Origin of the sequence: Desulfoluna sp., from assembly GCF_030145185.1 — a bacterium.
Lineage (GTDB): Bacteria > Desulfobacterota > Desulfobacteria > Desulfobacterales > Desulfolunaceae > Desulfoluna.
Window position 1 is genome coordinate 1 of the sequence record NZ_JAQYWB010000097.1, and the last position, 17,363, is coordinate 17,363.

Annotated in this window: 13 protein-coding genes; 2 read left to right on the forward strand and 11 right to left on the reverse strand. The window is 51.4% G+C overall.

Going from position 1 to position 17,363, the window contains the following annotated elements:
• The first annotated feature begins 253 nt into the window (after positions 1-253).
• Positions 254-1,195, forward strand: coding sequence for a transposase (locus tag Q1Q75_RS20555; protein ID WP_300674679.1), 942 nt, complete (start codon positions 254-256; stop codon positions 1,193-1,195).
• 747 nt (positions 1,196-1,942) lie between these two features.
• Positions 1,943-2,134 (forward strand): Fic family protein, encoded by a 192-nt coding sequence (locus Q1Q75_RS20560; protein ID WP_300674711.1) that lies wholly within the window; start codon positions 1,943-1,945, stop codon positions 2,132-2,134.
• Positions 2,135-2,638: 504 nt separating this feature from the next.
• Here Q1Q75_RS20560 and Q1Q75_RS20565 read toward each other — a convergent pair.
• The 11 genes from Q1Q75_RS20565 to Q1Q75_RS20615 all read right to left on the reverse strand — a co-directional run.
• Positions 2,639-3,592 (reverse strand): ABC transporter substrate-binding protein, encoded by a 954-nt coding sequence (locus tag Q1Q75_RS20565; RefSeq protein WP_366945273.1) that lies wholly within the window; start codon positions 3,590-3,592, stop codon positions 2,639-2,641.
• Positions 3,593-3,711: 119 nt separating this feature from the next.
• Positions 3,712-5,187, reverse strand: coding sequence for a betaine-aldehyde dehydrogenase (betB, locus tag Q1Q75_RS20570; RefSeq protein ID WP_300674684.1), 1,476 nt, complete (start codon positions 5,185-5,187; stop codon positions 3,712-3,714).
• A gap of 62 nt (positions 5,188-5,249) precedes the next feature.
• Positions 5,250-6,896 (reverse strand): choline dehydrogenase, encoded by a 1,647-nt coding sequence (gene betA / locus Q1Q75_RS20575; RefSeq protein WP_300674687.1) that lies wholly within the window; start codon positions 6,894-6,896, stop codon positions 5,250-5,252.
• Between the two features lie 46 nt (positions 6,897-6,942).
• Complete coding sequence (locus tag Q1Q75_RS20580) at positions 6,943-7,770, reverse strand: GntR family transcriptional regulator (RefSeq protein WP_300674690.1); 828 nt, start codon at positions 7,768-7,770, stop codon at positions 6,943-6,945.
• A gap of 1,967 nt (positions 7,771-9,737) precedes the next feature.
• The gene (locus tag Q1Q75_RS20585) at positions 9,738-10,400 is read right to left on the reverse strand and encodes a lactate utilization protein (RefSeq protein WP_300674693.1); all 663 of its coding nucleotides are present in this window, start codon (positions 10,398-10,400) and stop codon (positions 9,738-9,740) included.
• Positions 10,393-11,823 carry a LutB/LldF family L-lactate oxidation iron-sulfur protein gene (locus Q1Q75_RS20590; protein ID WP_300674695.1) on the reverse strand — a complete coding sequence of 477 codons (1,431 nt, stop codon included), beginning with the start codon at positions 11,821-11,823 and terminating at the stop codon, positions 10,393-10,395. The genes Q1Q75_RS20585 and Q1Q75_RS20590 overlap by 8 nt, the downstream gene beginning before the upstream one ends.
• Positions 11,816-12,568, reverse strand: a complete 753-nt coding sequence (locus Q1Q75_RS20595; protein WP_300674698.1) for a (Fe-S)-binding protein — start codon at positions 12,566-12,568, stop codon at positions 11,816-11,818. Before Q1Q75_RS20595 ends, Q1Q75_RS20590 begins: the two co-directional genes overlap by 8 nt.
• A gap of 344 nt (positions 12,569-12,912) precedes the next feature.
• A complete protein-coding gene (locus Q1Q75_RS20600; protein WP_300674700.1) occupies positions 12,913-14,211 on the reverse strand; it encodes an acetyl-CoA hydrolase/transferase C-terminal domain-containing protein in 1,299 nt (432 codons plus the stop codon).
• 9 nt (positions 14,212-14,220) lie between these two features.
• The gene (locus Q1Q75_RS20605) at positions 14,221-14,568 is read right to left on the reverse strand and encodes a hypothetical protein (RefSeq protein WP_300674703.1); all 348 of its coding nucleotides are present in this window, start codon (positions 14,566-14,568) and stop codon (positions 14,221-14,223) included.
• Positions 14,561-16,012 carry a 4-hydroxyphenylacetate 3-hydroxylase family protein gene (locus tag Q1Q75_RS20610; protein ID WP_300674706.1) on the reverse strand — a complete coding sequence of 484 codons (1,452 nt, stop codon included), beginning with the start codon at positions 16,010-16,012 and terminating at the stop codon, positions 14,561-14,563. Before Q1Q75_RS20610 ends, Q1Q75_RS20605 begins: the two co-directional genes overlap by 8 nt.
• A 977-nt stretch (positions 16,013-16,989) precedes the next feature.
• The coding region (locus Q1Q75_RS20615) for a hypothetical protein (RefSeq protein ID WP_300674708.1) at positions 16,990-17,363 on the reverse strand (374 nt) is incomplete at its 5' end.

The window sequence follows — 17,363 nt, forward strand, 5'->3', positions numbered from 1 at the left end:
ATATCGGTTATTTGTCTTGATTATTTATATAATCAAAATCTTGTGAGGTGCAACTTCTCCTCTTGCATCGCTTTGAAAGCAATACACCGATATATTTCGGGGACAGCATTGTTCGAGCAACCGATTGATATTAACATGCTATCAGACCTACACTCTTGGCAAAGCACAAAAAACCTCTAAAATAAAGCAAGTTACATCCAGGAACTTGAATCAATAAACTCCACTCATCATCCCACACAGCAAAGGCAAACCCATGGCACGACCCTTACGGATCACCTTCCCCGGGGCGTTTTACCATGTGACATCCCGAGGGAACGAGCGAAAGAACATCTACAAGAGTAAGCGGGACCGAGAAAAATTCTTGGAATATCTCGGCGAAGCCCATGAACGCTATGGCGCGATTATTCATGCTTACTGCCTGATGACCAACCATTATCATTTTCTCATCGAGACCCCTGATGCCAACCTTCCTCAGATCATGAAGCACATCAACAGCTCCTACACCACGTATTTTAATGTCAAAAGGAAACGGTTTGGCCACCTGTTCCAGGGACGCTATAAGGCGTATCTGGTTTTTAAGGACGACTATGCACTTGAGCTGTCGCGGTATATCCATTTAAATCCTGTAAGGGCAGCCATGGTTGAGGCCGCAGAAAAGCATCCCTGGTCGAGCTACAGGGCGTATATTGGAAAGTCCAAGGCCCCGGATTGGCTGGAAACAGATTATATCCATGGGTATTTCGGCAAACGGGTCACTCAAGCCCGGAGAGAGTATGAGAGGTTTGTCTCGGACAAAAACCGGCGGCATGACTCGAGTCCGCTGGAAAAGGCATCGGCGGGAACGATTCTGGGGCCTGAATCATTTATTGAAGGCATCAGCAAGAAATACCTTGAAGGGCGGCGCAGTGATCGTGAATTGCCTGCTCTTCGGGCCCTTGAGAGCAGGCCATCATTTGAGACCATTTCACGTGCTGTTGATGGGACTGTGGAAGAAGAAAAGTTAGCCCGTAAGTTGAAAATTTATCTCATGAAGCGATACTCCGGGGCGACACTCAAAGTGATCGGAGAGCCCTTCGGTTTGGGGGAGTCTGCTGTCTCACAGATGTGCAGACGGTTTCATGTCTTGGCTGGTGATAATAGGGGTATTCGGAAGTTATTGAATATATGTGAGAAACAGATTTTGTCAGATGTGTAGGTGACTCCCTTCCTCCTCAACTTCACCTGGCGCGATAATCGTTTTTGCAATTATATGGCCGTAACTATTCAGCTATCCATTTTTTTTTTATGGCCCCGATCTTACAGCACCCTACGCTTTTCGTCTTCCTCGCGTAGGCGGGGATCCATGGTGGTTGTGGGAAAGCGTATGCGTTGTGTATTTTTATGGTGACCTGACCCGAGCATGGATCCCCGGTCATCCGGTTGTTCTTGCGTTGCAGGGTGTTTCAGGTTGCGGTCAGGCCGTATGCAACGATTCCCCGGAGAGCCGGGGAAGACGATTCCATGGAGCATGGCGGCCTTTTTGATACGCGCCTGTTTCTGTCTTTGTGGGCCCGGCCGGTTTGACAGTACCCTGCGCTTTTCGTCTTTCCCGCGCAGGCGGGAATCCATGTATGAAAATCCGTATCCTCCTCATTTTTACAATGAAGTACCGGGTGGATGCGTAGGGTGCGCCGTGCGCACCGTCAGGCGTATCGCAAGCCGGAAACACCGCATTTTGAAATAAGACTCGTGGTCATCGTGAACTTGCGAGGCCGATGGCCCTCTCTACGGTAGAAGGTGCGGGAGCCGCACCCTACGCGGTGATGAAAAGACGTGACGTATTGGCATTTGAATCTTTCTGTAATTTGCCTCGAACGACCTGGCGGAGGCAAGTTGAATAGTTACATATGGCTTTATATAATTATTTTTGGTGATAGAAGGCCTGATCGATTCCCATAAACGGATGAAAGCGGGAAATGTATCACCGGTCATTCATGCGGCGGCAGTTGCCTATGGTTTTGTATTTCTCCATCCGTTTGAGGATGGGAACGGTCGAATCCATCGGTTTTTGATACACAACATTCTTTCGTTGCAGGAAAGGGTACCACGCGGACTCATGTTCCCTGTTTCGGCTGTCATAATAAGATACGAATAGTGTAACACTACGATTGTCTTTTGCCATCGCCGTGATGACGTAATAACTATAAAAAATCAACAATATATATGCATGAATCATTTTAAAGCGCTGACAAAACACTGTAACGTTTGTGCTCTGTTTCATGTATTTTACGTTTTTTAGACGTTTAAAATGAGTTGTGTTTGATAGGAATACGCAAAAACTCAGGGGATAGATTATCCACTGAGTTTCTTCTGTTTTTGGTTGTTATGAATGCGACGCATCGTTTTTTTGCGAGTGAAAAGGAGGCAGACCTACACGCTTGACAAAATACAAAAACACCAAAAAAATAGCGTGTTATAATGTCGATGTGAATCACTGCTTTTCATTTTTTTCTCATCCCTCCCGCCCTTACTGTCTTTTATTGCGTTTGATAAAGGGCTGGAGTGACATGAAAAGCATGCTTTGTCAGATGTGTAGGCCTGACATCTTCTCTTGGGTTTTCTGGAGGTCACAGAGACGCCTTGCCGTTGCTGGCTGGACCTATTTTACTGAAGCAAGATATGTTTCGAAGGCTTCGAGTCCAGAATGGCCGTCTGCTGTTTTCACTCCCACAAACCAATTTTTGTATACTTCGGGGTGTTTTTTTACCCAGGCAATGCCGGCATCTGCCGGTTTTAAATCCTCATCGTTGTGGAGAATGGTCATGATCTGGTTCATCATCGATACGGGGAATTTGAAATTGTTTATCAGCGTGTTGACGTTTGGGTACTCTTGAGCGAAACCTTTTCTGGTATTTGTGTAGACCACGGCGGTCCCGTTATTTTCACCAAAGGTTTCAGGGGTTGAACCCGTCAGGTATTTCATATCGATTATTTCGTTCATGTGATGGGGAGCCCACCCAAGAAAAACAACCCATTTTTTCTCCCTGGCAAACGACTGAACCTGGGAAAGCATGCCGGCTTCGCTTGAAGGGACCAGTTCGAATTTTTTAAGGCCGAACATGTTTTTATCTATCATATCCTGAATGACCGCGTTTCCGTCATTGCCCTCTTCAATTCCGTAGATCTTCCAATCCAGCTGCTCCCCATATTTTACAATATCTGAAAAATCCTTGAGTCCTCCGTCCACCACATAGGAAGGGGCTGCGAGTGTATATTTCGCTCCCGGCATATTGGCCACGGATTTGACGACATTCCCTCGGCTAAAATATTTATTGGCGATGGTTTTCATGGAAGGCATCCAGTTGCCGAGAAAAACATCGGCGTCATTTATCTCCAACGCCTTGTAGGCAATGGGGACAGAGACCATGATGTTCTCGGCTTTATAGCCCAGGCTTTCGCATATTTTGACGCCAATCTCGGTTTTAACGGTTACGCCTGTCCAACTTACGCTTACAAACCGGACCTCTTTTTTGGCCATGGCTGAACTTGTAGATGCAATAAAAAAAATCATCAGAAAAAGAACAGCGAGTCTACATTGATGAGGCCTAAACATTAAAATCTCCTTATACTTTTGTTAACGATATGCTGCTCAACGTGGGCTGTTAAAACAGCGCATTGCGTTTGCCCCTCCTCACTTCATCAGGTGCAAACGCCTCGGTGTGTGGGGGGGGATTATTTTCCAAACCAGTGGATCGGTTTGTTGTTATGATTCTGAAATACATGTTTTAATTCATAATATTCATCAAGCCCGGACACGCCAAGCTCCCTTCCCATCCCTGACTGTTTGTAGCCACCCCAGGGTGCTTTCGCAAAATAGACATTGAAGTCATTGACCCAGACGGTTCCAAACCTCAATCCCCTGGACATTCTCTCTATTCTCTCAGGATTAGTGGTCCAGAATCCTGCTGACAGTCCGTATTGGGTGTCGTTTGCAAGCACCAGGGCCTCTTCTTCACTTTCAAATTTTTCAACCGTAATCACCGGGCCGAAGCTCTCTTCCTGAATGATTCTCATCTGTGATGTGCAATCGGTAAAGAGAGTGGGAAGATAGAAAAAACCGGCCTGAAGTTCAGGGGCTTCGGGCCGTCTTCCACCAAGAGCAAGGGTCGCCCCTTCTGTTTTTGCCAGATCGACATAGGACTCTATCTTTGCCCGGTGTTCTCCGGAAATAAGAGGCCCCATCTGCGTCTCTTCATCAAAACCGTTGCCGATTTTAATTTTTTCCATTCTCGTTTTAAGCTCTGAGACAAAGCGGTCATGAATGGAAGACTCGATCATAAGCCTTGCACCCGCAGAGCAGATCTGGCCGGCATGGAAGAAGACGGCATTCATGGCAAAATCGAGGGCTGTATCGAAATTGGCATCTGAAAAGACAATGTTCGGATTTTTTCCTCCAAGCTCCAGTGCGATTTTTTTCACATTTGAGCTTGCGGCTTGAATGATTTTTTTCCCGGTCTCAATACCGCCGGTAAATGAGATAAGATCCACCTCAGTGGAGCTTGCAAGCTCGGACCCTGCGCCCTCTCCCGGACCCAGGACAAGGTTCACAACCCCGGCTGGAAAACCGGCTTCTTCGGCAAGCTCGGTGATTTTAATGGTGGTAAGAGGCGTTATTTCACTGGGCTTCATGACGATGGTACACCCTGCGGCAAGGGCAGGTGCCATCTTCCATGACGCCTGCAAAAGAGGATAATTCCACGGAGAGATCTGTCCGCATACGCCAACGGGCTCCCGAACCATCACACTGGATGTCTCAGGAATTGGCGAGTCGACCCGGGTCTTGTGACTCTCACCGGCAAGAGAGGCATAGTATTTAAAAACATCCGCAATTCCATCCATATCCCACCGACTCTCCTCGACCGTTTTACCGGTATCAAGGCTTTCAAGTCTGGCGAGCTCTTCATGATCTCTTACGATAAGATCATGAATTTTAGAAAGATAAGCGCCTCGCTCACTGCCGGTGAGAGTGGGCCATTCCCCGAAATCAAAAGCAACTCTTGCTGCTTCGATCGCTTTTTTACTGTCCGCAGCATCGCCTTCGGGAACGATGGCAATAACCTTGGAATCATAAGGGTTGATTATTTCGCGGGTTCTCCCGCTAAGGGAATCGACCCATTCTCCATTAATAAACATCTTTTTTGTCAGCAAAACACACCTCTTATTCTCACCCATGCCCGTGCCTGGTGGCGGAAAACCGCGTGTCATCCGAATTATTTGTGCTTGTACCATGGCACGTTGGAGGGTTCCTCCGCTTTCTTGCCAAGGATGATGTCGGCTGCTTTTTCAGCAATCATCATGACCGGAGCATAGATATTTCCGTTGGTGACAAAGGGCATGACCGATGCGTCAATGACCCGCAGGTTTTCAACTCCGTGAACCTTGAGCTCGGCATCAACAACCGCCATGTCATCGTATCCCATTTTACATGTACAGCTGGGATGATAGGCACTCTCTCCCTCACTTTTAACGAAGTCGAGAATCTCCTCATCACTTTGAGCATCGGCTCCTGGAGACAGCTCTTTTCCCCTTAATTCGTCAAAGGCAGACTGACCGATGATTTCCCTCGATTTTTTGATGGCCTCGACCCATTCTTTCCTCTCTTTTTCCGTGGAAAGATAGTTAAACAAAATGGAAGGGTACTTTTTGGGATCTTTCGATTTTATCTTAACATGACCCCGTACATCGGAGTTCATCGGCCCTACATGGAGCTGGAATCCATGACCTTCAAGGGGCGCAGATCCGTCATAGCGGATAGCAATAGGGAGAAAATGGAACTGAAGGTTTGGATAGGCGACCTCCTCATTTCCCCGGATGAAACCGCCTGCTTCAAAATGGTTGGTTGCCGCCGCACCCTTTCTTTGAAACAGCCACTGGGCACCGATAAGAGGTTGTCTGTACCATTTCAGGGCAGGGAACATGCTGACGGGTTTTTTACAGACATACTGAACATAAAGTTCAAGGTGATCCTGGAGATTTTCACCCACCCCTTTAAGCTCTTTGACCACATCGATTCCAAGGGATTTAAGGTGATCGCTATCGCCAATCCCGGAAAGCTGTAGTAGTTGAGGCGAGTTTATCGCGCCCCCGCAGCAGAGTATTTCTTTGCCGTAGACCTTGATGCTTTTTTTACCTTTGTAAAGATATTCAACGCCAACAGCCTTTTTACCCTCAAAAAGAATTTTCGTTGCGTGGGCATGGCATTGGATCTCTAAGTTTTTTCTCTCTTTTTTTACGGGATGAAGATAGGCCCTGGCGGCGTTGTGCCTGCGACCCATGAAGATGTTCTGATCAAATTTTGAGAACCCCTCCTGCTGGTATCCATTGACATCTTTCGTCAACGGGTAACCCGCCTCCTGAACCGCCTTGAAGAACGCAGTAAAGAGCGGGTTGTCACATTGGGGGGTCGTTATTTTTAAAGGCCCGTTGACTCCGTGGTAATCGTTGGGACCCGTAAGCCGTGTTTCATACTTTTGAAAGTAAGGAAGACAATGTGCATAGTCCCACGCTTCAAGCCCTTTCACCTTTGACCATTTTTCATAATCCATCGCGTTGCCACGAATATAGATCATGCCGTTGATACAGCTTGAACCGCCGAGAACCTTTCCCCGTGGCTGATAAACCCGCCTGTTGTTCATATGGGGCTCAGGATCGGATTCATAAAACCAGTTGTAAAATCGGCTTTTAAGGGGGTAAGTGAGCGCTGCAGGCATGTGAATTCTGAAATCCCATGCGTAATCGGGTCTTCCCGCTTCGAGTACAAGCACTTTATTTGATGAATCGGCGCTGAGACGATTGGCAAGGACGCTACCGGCAGAACCACCGCCAACTATAATGTAATCGTATGTCTTAATGGTCATAAATCCTCCAGAATAATAAGATCAACCAGCCGTAAAAAGCCTGACTTTATTCCTCTATTGTGAGACATCGAGTTTCTTTATCGATGGACTCGCCATTCTTTTCATTGATGCATTTTCTAAGAAGGGAGTAGTGATAACCAACATATGAGAGGGCTTTCATAATCTCACCGTTCTTTATCTCTCTTGCGGTATCAATCCAGTTGTTAACGGTTAATCTCCTGTAATGATCCTCTTCATAAAGGGCATAGTCATAGGATGAAAAACCAAGCTGAATGGCTTGCATGATCCACACAAAAAGGGGATTTTTTGACATTTTGGCAAGAAGGGTATTAAGCATCCTGTCTGTCTCCCCAATAAGATCCATGTTTAAGTTTTCTTCTGAAATTAACGCTTTGAACTCCAGGCTTTTTTCATAAAGCCGATTTTTTTCTTCGGCGCTGCCTTGGGCAACAGCAAGCATGGTGATGGTCTTGTCGATGCTCTCCCTGAAGACAATCAGTTGCTCGGGATCTATCTTTTTTTGCTTTAAAAACAGGGACAGCGATGCGCTTGCATTGGCCACATCCGCCTCTTTGACAAAGGCCCCGCCTCTGGATCCTTTTTTTACCTCAACGAGATCTTTCTGCTTGAGAATCCGAAGGGCTTCTCTAATGACGCCGCGTCCTGTTCCGAACTGAACCTGAAGCTCCCGTTCACTCGGAAGTTTGTCTCCAGGGAGAAACATTCCACCCATGATTGCGGCTTCAATTTGAAGAGAGACATCTTCAACTGCTCTGCCTGGCTGCGCCTGTTTAAACACCGGTTTATCTGACATATCCTGCTTTTCCTGTAATGGTACTACCATAGTCGCCGCCGTATCTAAATAGCTGATCATTCCAACTATCTGTATTTGTATAATTTAAAAAGTAAACATGATTTTGGTACGACCAATACTGCCATTCAGTCGGGGGGATGTCAATGAATTTTAACGGATACGATTTTCTAATCTCTCGATTTAATCAGTATAAATGTAATTATATCAGTATATTTTGCTCGTTGGAGTGATATGGTCTTTGGTAGGGGTTTAAAATAGATTGGGCTGCCATTTGAGTCGGCTCGTGGAAGATGGGGCAGGGCGAAAGGGAAAAGCGTTCTTGGTTCTTCGTGCTTGGTTCAAGGAGTCGCTGCGCTCAGTCTATTATATAAAAGCCGGGAGCTGGGGCTGATATCGTCGGTCTCTCTGTTCGTGAAAAGGCTCTCTTGAAAAATCTTAAAAACATGTCGACCACGAAAGGCACGAAAAACACGGAAGTAAAAACTATAAAATTGAGGGTTTATCTGGTGGGATGGCTTCTGCGGTCAGGGGGTCTTATGTGACGCCTTGCCCACGGCGTCGGGGATGTGAGGGTAGGGTGTGCTTGCGCACCGCGGGTAACCTTAACTGCCAAGAAAACCCGTGGCCGGATCTCCGTGACAGAAAAGCGTTCTTGGTTCTTGGTGCTTCGTTCTTCGTTTAAGGAGTCGCTGCGCTCAGTCTGTTATAAAAAAGCTGTGCGTTGGTGGCTGATAAAGGGGGGACATAAAGAATACAAAATCGGGGATTCAGGAGTTCAATGTTGCTTTGCATTTTGACGCGTTCCCGACGGTTTTGGGGCTGTGAGGGTAGGGTGTGCTTGCGCACCGCGGGTAACCGTAACTGCCAAGAAAACCCGTGGCCGGATCACCCCAACGCCGCCTGATATGGCAAAAGGTGCCGGTTTTTCGGGCAAATGGTGCGCAAGCACACCCTACGTGTTGTCGCGTGGCGGGATGTTTTCGTTATTCCGGCAGCCTGAAGTAGATTGGGCTGGATAGCCTTTTTAAAAGCGTTCTTGGTGCTTGGTTCCTGGTGCTTCGTTCGAGGAGTCGCTGCGCTCGATCTTTTTTTTAAAAACGTTCTTGGTTCTTCGTGCTTCGTGCTTGGTTCGAGGAGTCGCTGCACTCAGTCTATTATAAAAAAGCCGGGGCTGGTTCAATAATAAGCATTTCAGGGTAACTCTGGCTGGGGCAAGCCCCCGGCAAAAAAAGCCGCGACGGAGCACGGCGCGCCCAGGAGGGTCCCGTGGTGCGTCCACTCCACACTTCAAAGGTGTAACCCTGTTTTGAACCAGGCCAAACGCCGGGGACTGGGAGAGATGGCGAAATGCGAAAGGGAAAAGCGTTCTTGGTTCTTCGTTCGAGGAGTCGCTGCGCTCGATCTATTATATAAAAGCCGGGGGTTGGGGGGTGAAATAAGATGTTGGTTTTAGGCGATTAAAATGGCTTCGGCGTTCAGGGACCCTGATGTGACGCGTTGCCGACGGATTTGGGGTTGTGAGGGTAGGGTGTGCTTGCGCACCGTGGGTAACCGTAACGGTTAGGGAAGCCCATGTAAAAGCGTTCATCGTTCTTGGTGCTTCGTTCGCGGCAAAAGGTGTTGGTTTTACAAGCAAATGGTGCGCAAGCACACCCTGCGTGGTGTCGCATGGCAGATTGTTTTCGTTATTCTGGCTGTTTCCCCTATCCACCATGGATTCCCGTCTTCGCGGGAAAGACGATAGAGAAGGGTGACACCCTTCGCCTCCACGTCTTCCCCGGCTGCCCGGAGACATGGATTGGGTTGTGCTGTTTTACAGTCGAACACTCGCTACCTTTTGTATCGCCAAGTGACCGGGGATCCATGCTTGGATTTACATTGTCCTCCTGTATGAGGCTCTGATGGTAAGGGAGCGCAAGCACACCCTGTGTGGTGTCGCGTGGCAGATTGTTTTAACGACTCACGACTCACGACTCACGACTCACGACTCACTATTCACCTTTCACTATTCACCGGCGTTTCCCCCTTTATTCAATTAAAAAGACAATCAGGTCTGTCGGCCCGTGGACTCCGAACTGCAGGATGAGTTCGATGTCGGCGGTTTTGGAGGGGCCGGAGATGAGCAGGCTGTTGGTGGGGGCTTTTTTGGCCCAGTCCAGTTTTTTTAAGGCTTCGGGAAAGGAGGTATAGATTTCGCTGGCTTTAACGAGGGCGATGTGAACCGGTGGAACCAGGGAGAGGAGGCGGGGCTCTTCCGGGGTGGGCCAGAGGATCATGGCGGCGGCTTCGGCGATGCCTCCCATGGTGGTGGTGATGCCGGCACTGATGCCGAAGAGTTCGTCCCGGAACTCTTCTATGTCCTGGGTCCAGGGGATGAGGTTGGTGGGGTGGGGCTTTGCCGCCCAGCTTTTTTCGAGCAGGTCCCCGCACCAGGTTTTTTTCCCGTAGGCAAGGGTGGCGAGTTCTCGGGTTTGGAGTAACTTGCGCAGGGCGTCAACCCAGGCATTTCCCTTGACACGGTACACTTCCGAGCGCACGGCTTCCATGAGCTCCACAAAACGATTGATCCGCTTGGCCGGAGACAAGGCAGGGGGGCTCCAATGTGCAGCCTCCGGGGTATAGGGGGCGATGGCGCCGGCGTTTTTGTAGAGACGCGAGAGGATCTGGGTTCTGGCGGACGGTCTACTCATGGCGAATGCCCTCCTGTCGGGTGAGCTGCTTGAGGCTCTCTTTGGCAAAAACGGGTTTGGTGCGTACGCGGGTCCAGGCCTTCAAAGGGCCGACATTCGGAAGAATGCGGCCGGCGATGGCCAGGGTTTTCAGCATGGCCCAGTTGAGCATTGGGATGGTTTGGGAGTAGCGCCAGCCCTTCCACACGACCCTCTCCACGGCGTTTCGTTTGAACCCGTGGCCCGGGATGACCCCTTTGCCCCGTTTCAGGTAGCTTTCATTTCTCATGCGGCGAATCAGCTCAGGGATGGGTATTTTTACCGGGCAGACTTCGCTGCAGGCGTTGCACAGGGAGGAGGCGAAGACGAGCTCCCCTTTGGTATCGAGGCCTTCCAGTTGGGGCATGAGGATTTCACCAATGGGGCCGGGGTAGGTGGAGTTATACGCGTGGCCCCCGATGCGGGTGTAGACCGGGCAGTGGTTGAGGCAGGTGCCACATCGGATGCATTGCAGAACCTGCCGGAGTTGGGGGTCGGCCAGCATGCGGGAGCGGCCGTTGTCCAGAATGACCAGGTGTACCTCTTTGGGGCCGTCTTTTTCCCCTTTCTGGCGGGGGCCCTTGATCATGTTGAAGTAGGTGGTGATGCGCTGCCCGGTGGCCGACCCGCAGAGGAGGCGGTAAAGCGGGGGCACCTCGTCGAGGGTCTCCACCACTTTTTCAAGGCCCATGAGGGCCACATGCACCGGGGGGACCGTGGTGCACATGCGTCCATTGCCCTCGTTCTCCACCAGGCAGAGGGTGCCGGTTTCAGCCACGGCGAAGTTGACCCCGGAAAGACCGATGTCTGCTGTCCGGTAATGCTCCCGGAGGATTCTTCGGGCTGTGGCCAGGAGGATGTCCGTGTCTTCGGTGTAGTCGGTGCCCGGAATTTTATCGGCAAAGATTTTCCCGATCTGCTTCCGGTTCTTGTGGATGGCCGGGACAATGATGTGGGAGGGCGGTTCGTTGTTAAGCTGGATAATGAACTCCCCCAGGTCGGTTTCCAGCGCCTCTTTGCCGTGGTCCTTCATAAAGGCGTTAAAGTGCATCTCTTCGGAGACCATGGATTTACCCTTGACGACTTTGCGGGCGCCATGGGCCTCCATGATGGAGAGCACGATGCGGTTGGCCTCTTCTGTGGTTTCTGCCCAGTGCACCATGATGCCGTTTTTCTGGCAGCGAGCTTCCAGCTGTTCCAACAGGCGGGGAAGCCGGGTGAGGCCGCGGGCCTTGATCCGGCTGCCAATTTCCCTCAGGGCTTCGGTGGCTTCCGGGTCGTCAAAGACGGCGAGTCTTTTTTGCCTCAGGCTCTGGGTGGCAAACCGGAGGTTGTCCCGCAGCTGGGTGTCGGCAAGGGCTCGGGCCGCAGCCCTGGCAAAGGTCGCTTTTTTCGGCTTATCCATGGATTCGCTCCAGTATGAATTCGGCAATGTGGTGCCCGGAAATGGGGTTCTTACGGCTCTCCATGTGGCCGCTGATGTTCATCATGCAGCCACAGTCTCCGGTGATGAAGGCCGAGGCTCCGGTGTTTTGGATATCGCGGACTTTATCCTTCACCATGGCGGCCGAGATCTCCGGGCGTTTTACGGAAAAAGTGCCGCCGAATCCGCAGCATTCATGTTCGTTTTCCAGCTCCACCAAGGTGACGTTGGCCAGTTGCCTGAGCAGAGCCTTGCTGTCTTCGGTGCAGACCATCTCTCTGCGGGCGTGGCAGGAGCTGTGCCAGGTCAGGGTGACGGGGGGACCTTTGTCGGTGTAGGTGGCATTGAGGCTGTGGCGCAGGAAGGAGGTGAGCTCAAAGATGCGTTCCGAGAAACGTTTGACCCGGAAGTAGTCGGGCTCATGCTCAAAAAGAAGGGGATAGTGGATTCGCATCATGCCCGCGCAGGACCCCGAAGGTACCACGATGGGGGCGTTGCTGCCGGAAAAAGCGTCTACCTGAGCCAGGGCCACGGCGCGCGCTTCATCCGGGAAGCCCGAGTTGTAGGCCGGTTGTCCGCAGCAGGATTGCCGTGAGGGGTAGATGACCTCCACCCCCTCACGCTGGAGAAGGCGAATGCCAGCCATGCCCGCCTCCGGGTAGATCATATCCGACAGGCAGGTTCCGAAGTAGTAAACAGTGGAGGGATTTTGTGGGAATTCTGTCATGGTGGTGTCCTGTGTCCGGGAAAGGATTGGCGAAAAGAGTGGAAAAAGGGCAAGAATCCTGCGGTTGTGGGGCTCGAATCGGGGGAGGTCAGAGAGAGAGTGAAGGCGCTTTCAGATCAATGAGGACATGTGCAGGATCAACAGAAAATCAATAGCTTATTATGCCGGATTGGGGGCGGGGTGTCAATGAAGGCAAGGTTTGGAGATGAGGAGGCGGTGAGAAATGGAGCGCCGCACTCCGGTGCGGCTTTTGGATTTGTTAAAATCGGCCACCCGCCACCCCATCTATATGCCGTGGGAGCGTGGGGTGGGCGGGTGGCCGAGTATTAATGGTGGGTCAGTGGCTATTTGTCTCTGTAGATCTCTTCGAATTCATACCAGAGGGTGTCACGGAACTCGGGGGCCGAGATATCGATGAGGGCCTTGGCTCTCTGTTCGATTGTTTTTCCCGTGAGGTGGGCCAGGCCATGCTCGGTGACGATGTAGTCGACATCATTTCGCGAGGTGGAGACGGCCTGTCCAGGGGCCAGGGTGCTGACAATGCGTGACATGGCACCTTTTTTTGCGGTGGCTGGCATGGCGATAATGCTGCGGCCATTTTTCGACCTTCGGGCGCCTCGGACAAAGTCCACCTGGCCGCCGACACCGGAGAACTGACGAGCTCCCATGCTGTCTGCCGCGACCTGGCCGAGGAGGTCCACGGCGATGGCGGAGTTGATGGAGACCATGTTGTCGTTTTGGGAGACAATAAAGGGGTCGTTGACGTAATCCACGGGGTACATCTCCACCATGCAGTTGTTGTCTCCCCATTGGTATAAGGTCTGGCTGCCGATGGCAAAGGTGATGACGATTTTGCCGGGGTGGATCTGCTTGCGTCGGCAGTTAACGACACCATTTTCTACGAGTTGCATGACCCCGTCTGAAATCATTTCAGAGTGGATGCTGAGATCTTTTTTCTCGCCCAGAAAGGTGAGGACGGCGTCGGGAATGGCACCGATACCGAGCTGAAGGCAATCCCCGTCTTCGATGAGCCCGGCCACGTGGGAGCCGATGGCTTTTTCTACCTCGCCGATACGCGGCAGGGGAAGCTCAATCATCTGTCGGTCACTCTTGACGAAGAAATCGATGTCTGAGACATGGAGAAAGGAGTTGCCGCCGATTCGGGGCATGTGAGGAGAGACTTCTGCGATGACGATTTTTGCCGATAAGGCCGCTTCCAGGGTGTAATCCACGGAAATACCAAGGCTCATGTTGCCCATCTTGTCGGGCTCAGACACGGTGATCAGGGCCACATCCACGGGCAGGTGTCCGTTTCTGAACAGAAGGGGGATTTCGCTGAAATAGCAGGCCGTGAAGTCTGCGCGCCCTTCGGCGATGGCTTTGCGGGATCCACCCCCGGCAAAGATAGAGTTGTGGCGGAAACTTTTTTCGTATTCCGGCTGGCAGTACGCACTTTTTCCCATGGAGACCATGTGAACGATCTCTACGTTTTCTACCTCTTCGGCCCGATTGACCAGGGCGTCCAGGATGGGCTCAGGGGAACCGCAGGCGTGGCCCGCCACGACACGGTCGCCAGAGTTAATTTTTCGGGCGGCCTCCTCAAGGGTGATCTGCCGGTTTTCGTAATGTGCATTCCAGTTCATATGCTCTCCTCATCCACCCACTGAGAGTGCGCTGTTGGCCAGGTCACGGCTCGGTTCGGATGTTGTTTCTTCGATAAAAAGGCGGACGTCAGCCTCGGAACGGATCCGGAGAATGGGAAGATGCTGCGTATTGGCGAGCTCCACGCAGCAGGTGGGGCAACCCGCGACAACGAGTATGGCTTCCAGATTCTCCGCATCCGGGGGGAGCAGGGTGATCATCGTCCGAAGGTCTCTTTCGATGATCTTTACCTGCTGAACCCTGTCGTAGCGGGGGGCGCACCCCCCGCAGTACTTGAGGCCGATACGCCTCGGGAGTGGAGAGGGACCCGTAAGGGTCCCTGTTTGCGGTTTATTCATCGTCCTTTGTGATGCCGCACAGGCGCTTGGCAACTTTCTGCTTCTCTTTGAGGTTGACCTGGCGGGAGATCATGATGCGCTGTGCCTGGGGAGACCCGGCACCGTGCATGGATTCCGTGAGGTAGCCCACGGCGGCGGTGCCGAGGGTCAGGTTTTCGATGAGTCGCAGCATGCGCATACGGTCTTCGGTGGGCACTTCGGCGTTGCCTTTAAAATATTTTTCTACCCATTTTCCTACTTCCGGAGATCGGAAATCTTCTTCAGAGGGAAGGGTGACCATGAGACCACCGGCGATGTCCTGTGCCAGGCGCGAAATTTCGTAGGGGAAACGCGTTACGTTCTGTTTGCAGACGTTGGCAAGGAGGGTGTTGACATAGTAAGTACCGGACTGTTCTTTGTGGCCCTCGGCCGCACAGGCCACGGAACCGCAGAAGAGGGTTTCGTTCAGGTGGTTCATCTCAATGATTTTGTCTTTAACGTGGGAGGCTTTCTGGGCACCGTTGAACTCGGCGATGGTCTGGGTGGCACCGATGAGGACGTCCCCCACGCCAGCCTTGCAGGCATAGCTCTGACGGTGATAGGAAGCGAACTGTTCCACCAGCTGACCGGCAAAATCCCACTCTTTGTACATGAAGATTCGGTCCCAGGGGACAAAGACGTCTTCAAAGACGACGAGGGCTTCGTGACCGCCGAACAGGACGTTGCCTCGGTCGATGTTGCCGCTTTCTGTTTTTCGTGTGTCGCAGGACTGGCGGCCCATGATGTAGGTGATGCCCTCGGCATCGCTGGGCAGAGCAAAGCTGATGGCGTAGTCTTTGTCTTCTTCGCGCATGGCGATGGTGGGCATGATGATGATCTCGTGGGAGTTCACCGCGCCAGTCTGGTGCGCCTTGGCGCCTCGGACCACGATGCCGTCTTTGCGTTCTTCCACGACATGGAGGAACATGTCAGGATCTGCCTGCTTGTGGGGGGGCAAACCGCGGTCGCCTTTGGGATCGGTCATGGCGCCGTCGCAGACCAGGTCATTTTCCTGAACAAACCCAAGGTAGTCAAGGAAGCGTTTGTTGTAGTCGGTGCCGTATTTGGCATCAATATCAAAGGTGGTCATGGACAGGGCGTTCATGGCGTCCATGCCGACGCAGCGCTGGAAGCAGCAACCGGTGATGGAGCCCATGAGGCGGCACATCTTGGTTTTTTTCACCAGGTCTTCGGTGCTCTGGTGGATATGGGTGAAACGGTTGATTTTTTTGCCGGTGAGGTGACTGGTGGCCGTTAACAGATCTTCGTACTCAGGCTTGTGAGCGCAGTCATAGGTGGCGGCTACCGCATTCATAGAGGGGCGAATGATAGGATCGTCCACGACGTTTTCTACTTTTTTGCCGAATTGGTAGACATTCAGGTTGAGATTCCTCAAACTCGCTTCATATTCCGCTGCGGTTTTCATTATGCATACTCCTTGTTCTTACTTAATGGATGGAACGTCCCGACATCAGGGCGCTAACAAGAGATTGAATGGGGTGAAAGCCGGCCATCCAAAATGACTGTTGATTAGGTATTCCAAGAAGCGTGCCATGAATGGATATTTTATTGATAATCGGACGCAAAATCTTGAATCACTCATATAAACAAGGGGATAGTGGAGGACCTGACGAGGAAGAGCCTTTGGGATGGTTTTTTTTGTCAGTCTCTTTGGGCCTGCAGGAGATGCAAAGGCGCATCAAATAGAGGGCAATATGGCCGAAAAGGCATTTAAAACAAGATCTAAGACGATGGATGCAGAGATGCATTGCGATGCATAGTGGCATCAAGGCACGGGTCTTCTCGGAAGCGGGCCGTAAAGGTTCTCTCACAGGGAATAGAAGTGTGTTCCCTATAACCCGGATATTTCATGAGAAAACAATCAGGACGAAGGAATGATTCGTCATGACAGTTCTTCGCCGTCATATTTTTCGTTGTTTCAAAAATGCAAAATGTAATCCACGGTATTCTGTCTGATTTTCTCACCCTTCGGGCGAGCCGGGTACACTCATCTGCCGCGTTATCAGAGCTTTGAGGTAAACCACTACATCTTCAGCTCTGATGCCTTGCATATGAGCGCACCCAACTCGTGCAATATCCGGGTTAACCCGGATATTTCATGAGAAAACAATCAGGACGAAGGAATAATCCGTCATGACAGTTCTTCGCCGTCATATTTTTCGTTGTTTCAAAAATGCAAAATGTAATCCACGGTATTCTATGTGATTTTCTCACCCTTCGGGCGAGCCGAATTCAGCGACGGGGAGGACAGGATGGCAGGGAAAAGAGGTGGGTTCAGGCAAAGGGGTCGTTTTATTGGTGACGACAGAACCACCATGGAGGCAGAGCCTCCGGGATGGGCATCCCCGAATGGCGCCTGGGGACAAGGGGCGTTTGATTCTTTTATCGTTTCCCTGTATTTAAACGCCCCGTCATCTCCGGCTTCAGTTGCATGGCTGATATTCCCATGGAGAGAGTCGATAGAAAAAAGAGGGTCAGGGTGGCAAGGGAGACGATCAGGTCAGGGGATGGGGGCTGTGCGCTCAGTGTCGCGGACGCACCGCCGCTGATAAGGGCCATCACCAGAGAGACCAGGGCGCATCCGATGATTCCGCCTTTTTTTTCAGAGAGGGCAAGGGTAACAGAGAGAAGCAGGAGGGTGATTTTAATCAGAGACAGCCCCTGAATGACCAGGAGGCCGTAGCCCAAGTCAAGGGCCCAGGCAATCGTGAGGATTGCCAGGGCAATTTTGCGGGACCGTGTGAGCTGGATATGAC

Excerpts from the sequence above, each read along its gene's own strand:
- Q1Q75_RS20555 (WP_300674679.1), top strand. The coding sequence starts at position 254 with ATGGCACGACCCTTACGGATCACCTTCCCCGGGGCGTTTTACCATGTG.
- Q1Q75_RS20560 (WP_300674711.1), top strand. The coding sequence starts at position 1,943 with ATGAAAGCGGGAAATGTATCACCGGTCATTCATGCGGCGGCAGTTGCC.
- Q1Q75_RS20565 (WP_366945273.1), bottom strand. The coding sequence starts at position 3,592 with ATGTTTAGGCCTCATCAATGTAGACTCGCTGTTCTTTTTCTGATGATT.
- betA (WP_300674687.1), bottom strand. The coding sequence starts at position 6,896 with ATGACCATTAAGACATACGATTACATTATAGTTGGCGGTGGTTCTGCC.
- Q1Q75_RS20580 (WP_300674690.1), bottom strand. The coding sequence starts at position 7,770 with ATGATCAGCTATTTAGATACGGCGGCGACTATGGTAGTACCATTACAG.
- Q1Q75_RS20585 (WP_300674693.1), bottom strand. The coding sequence starts at position 10,400 with ATGAGTAGACCGTCCGCCAGAACCCAGATCCTCTCGCGTCTCTACAAA.
- Q1Q75_RS20590 (WP_300674695.1), bottom strand. The coding sequence starts at position 11,823 with ATGGATAAGCCGAAAAAAGCGACCTTTGCCAGGGCTGCGGCCCGAGCC.
- Q1Q75_RS20595 (WP_300674698.1), bottom strand. The coding sequence starts at position 12,568 with ATGACAGAATTCCCACAAAATCCCTCCACTGTTTACTACTTCGGAACC.
- Q1Q75_RS20600 (WP_300674700.1), bottom strand. The coding sequence starts at position 14,211 with ATGAACTGGAATGCACATTACGAAAACCGGCAGATCACCCTTGAGGAG.
- Q1Q75_RS20605 (WP_300674703.1), bottom strand. The coding sequence starts at position 14,568 with ATGAATAAACCGCAAACAGGGACCCTTACGGGTCCCTCTCCACTCCCG.
- Q1Q75_RS20610 (WP_300674706.1), bottom strand. The coding sequence starts at position 16,012 with ATGAAAACCGCAGCGGAATATGAAGCGAGTTTGAGGAATCTCAACCTG.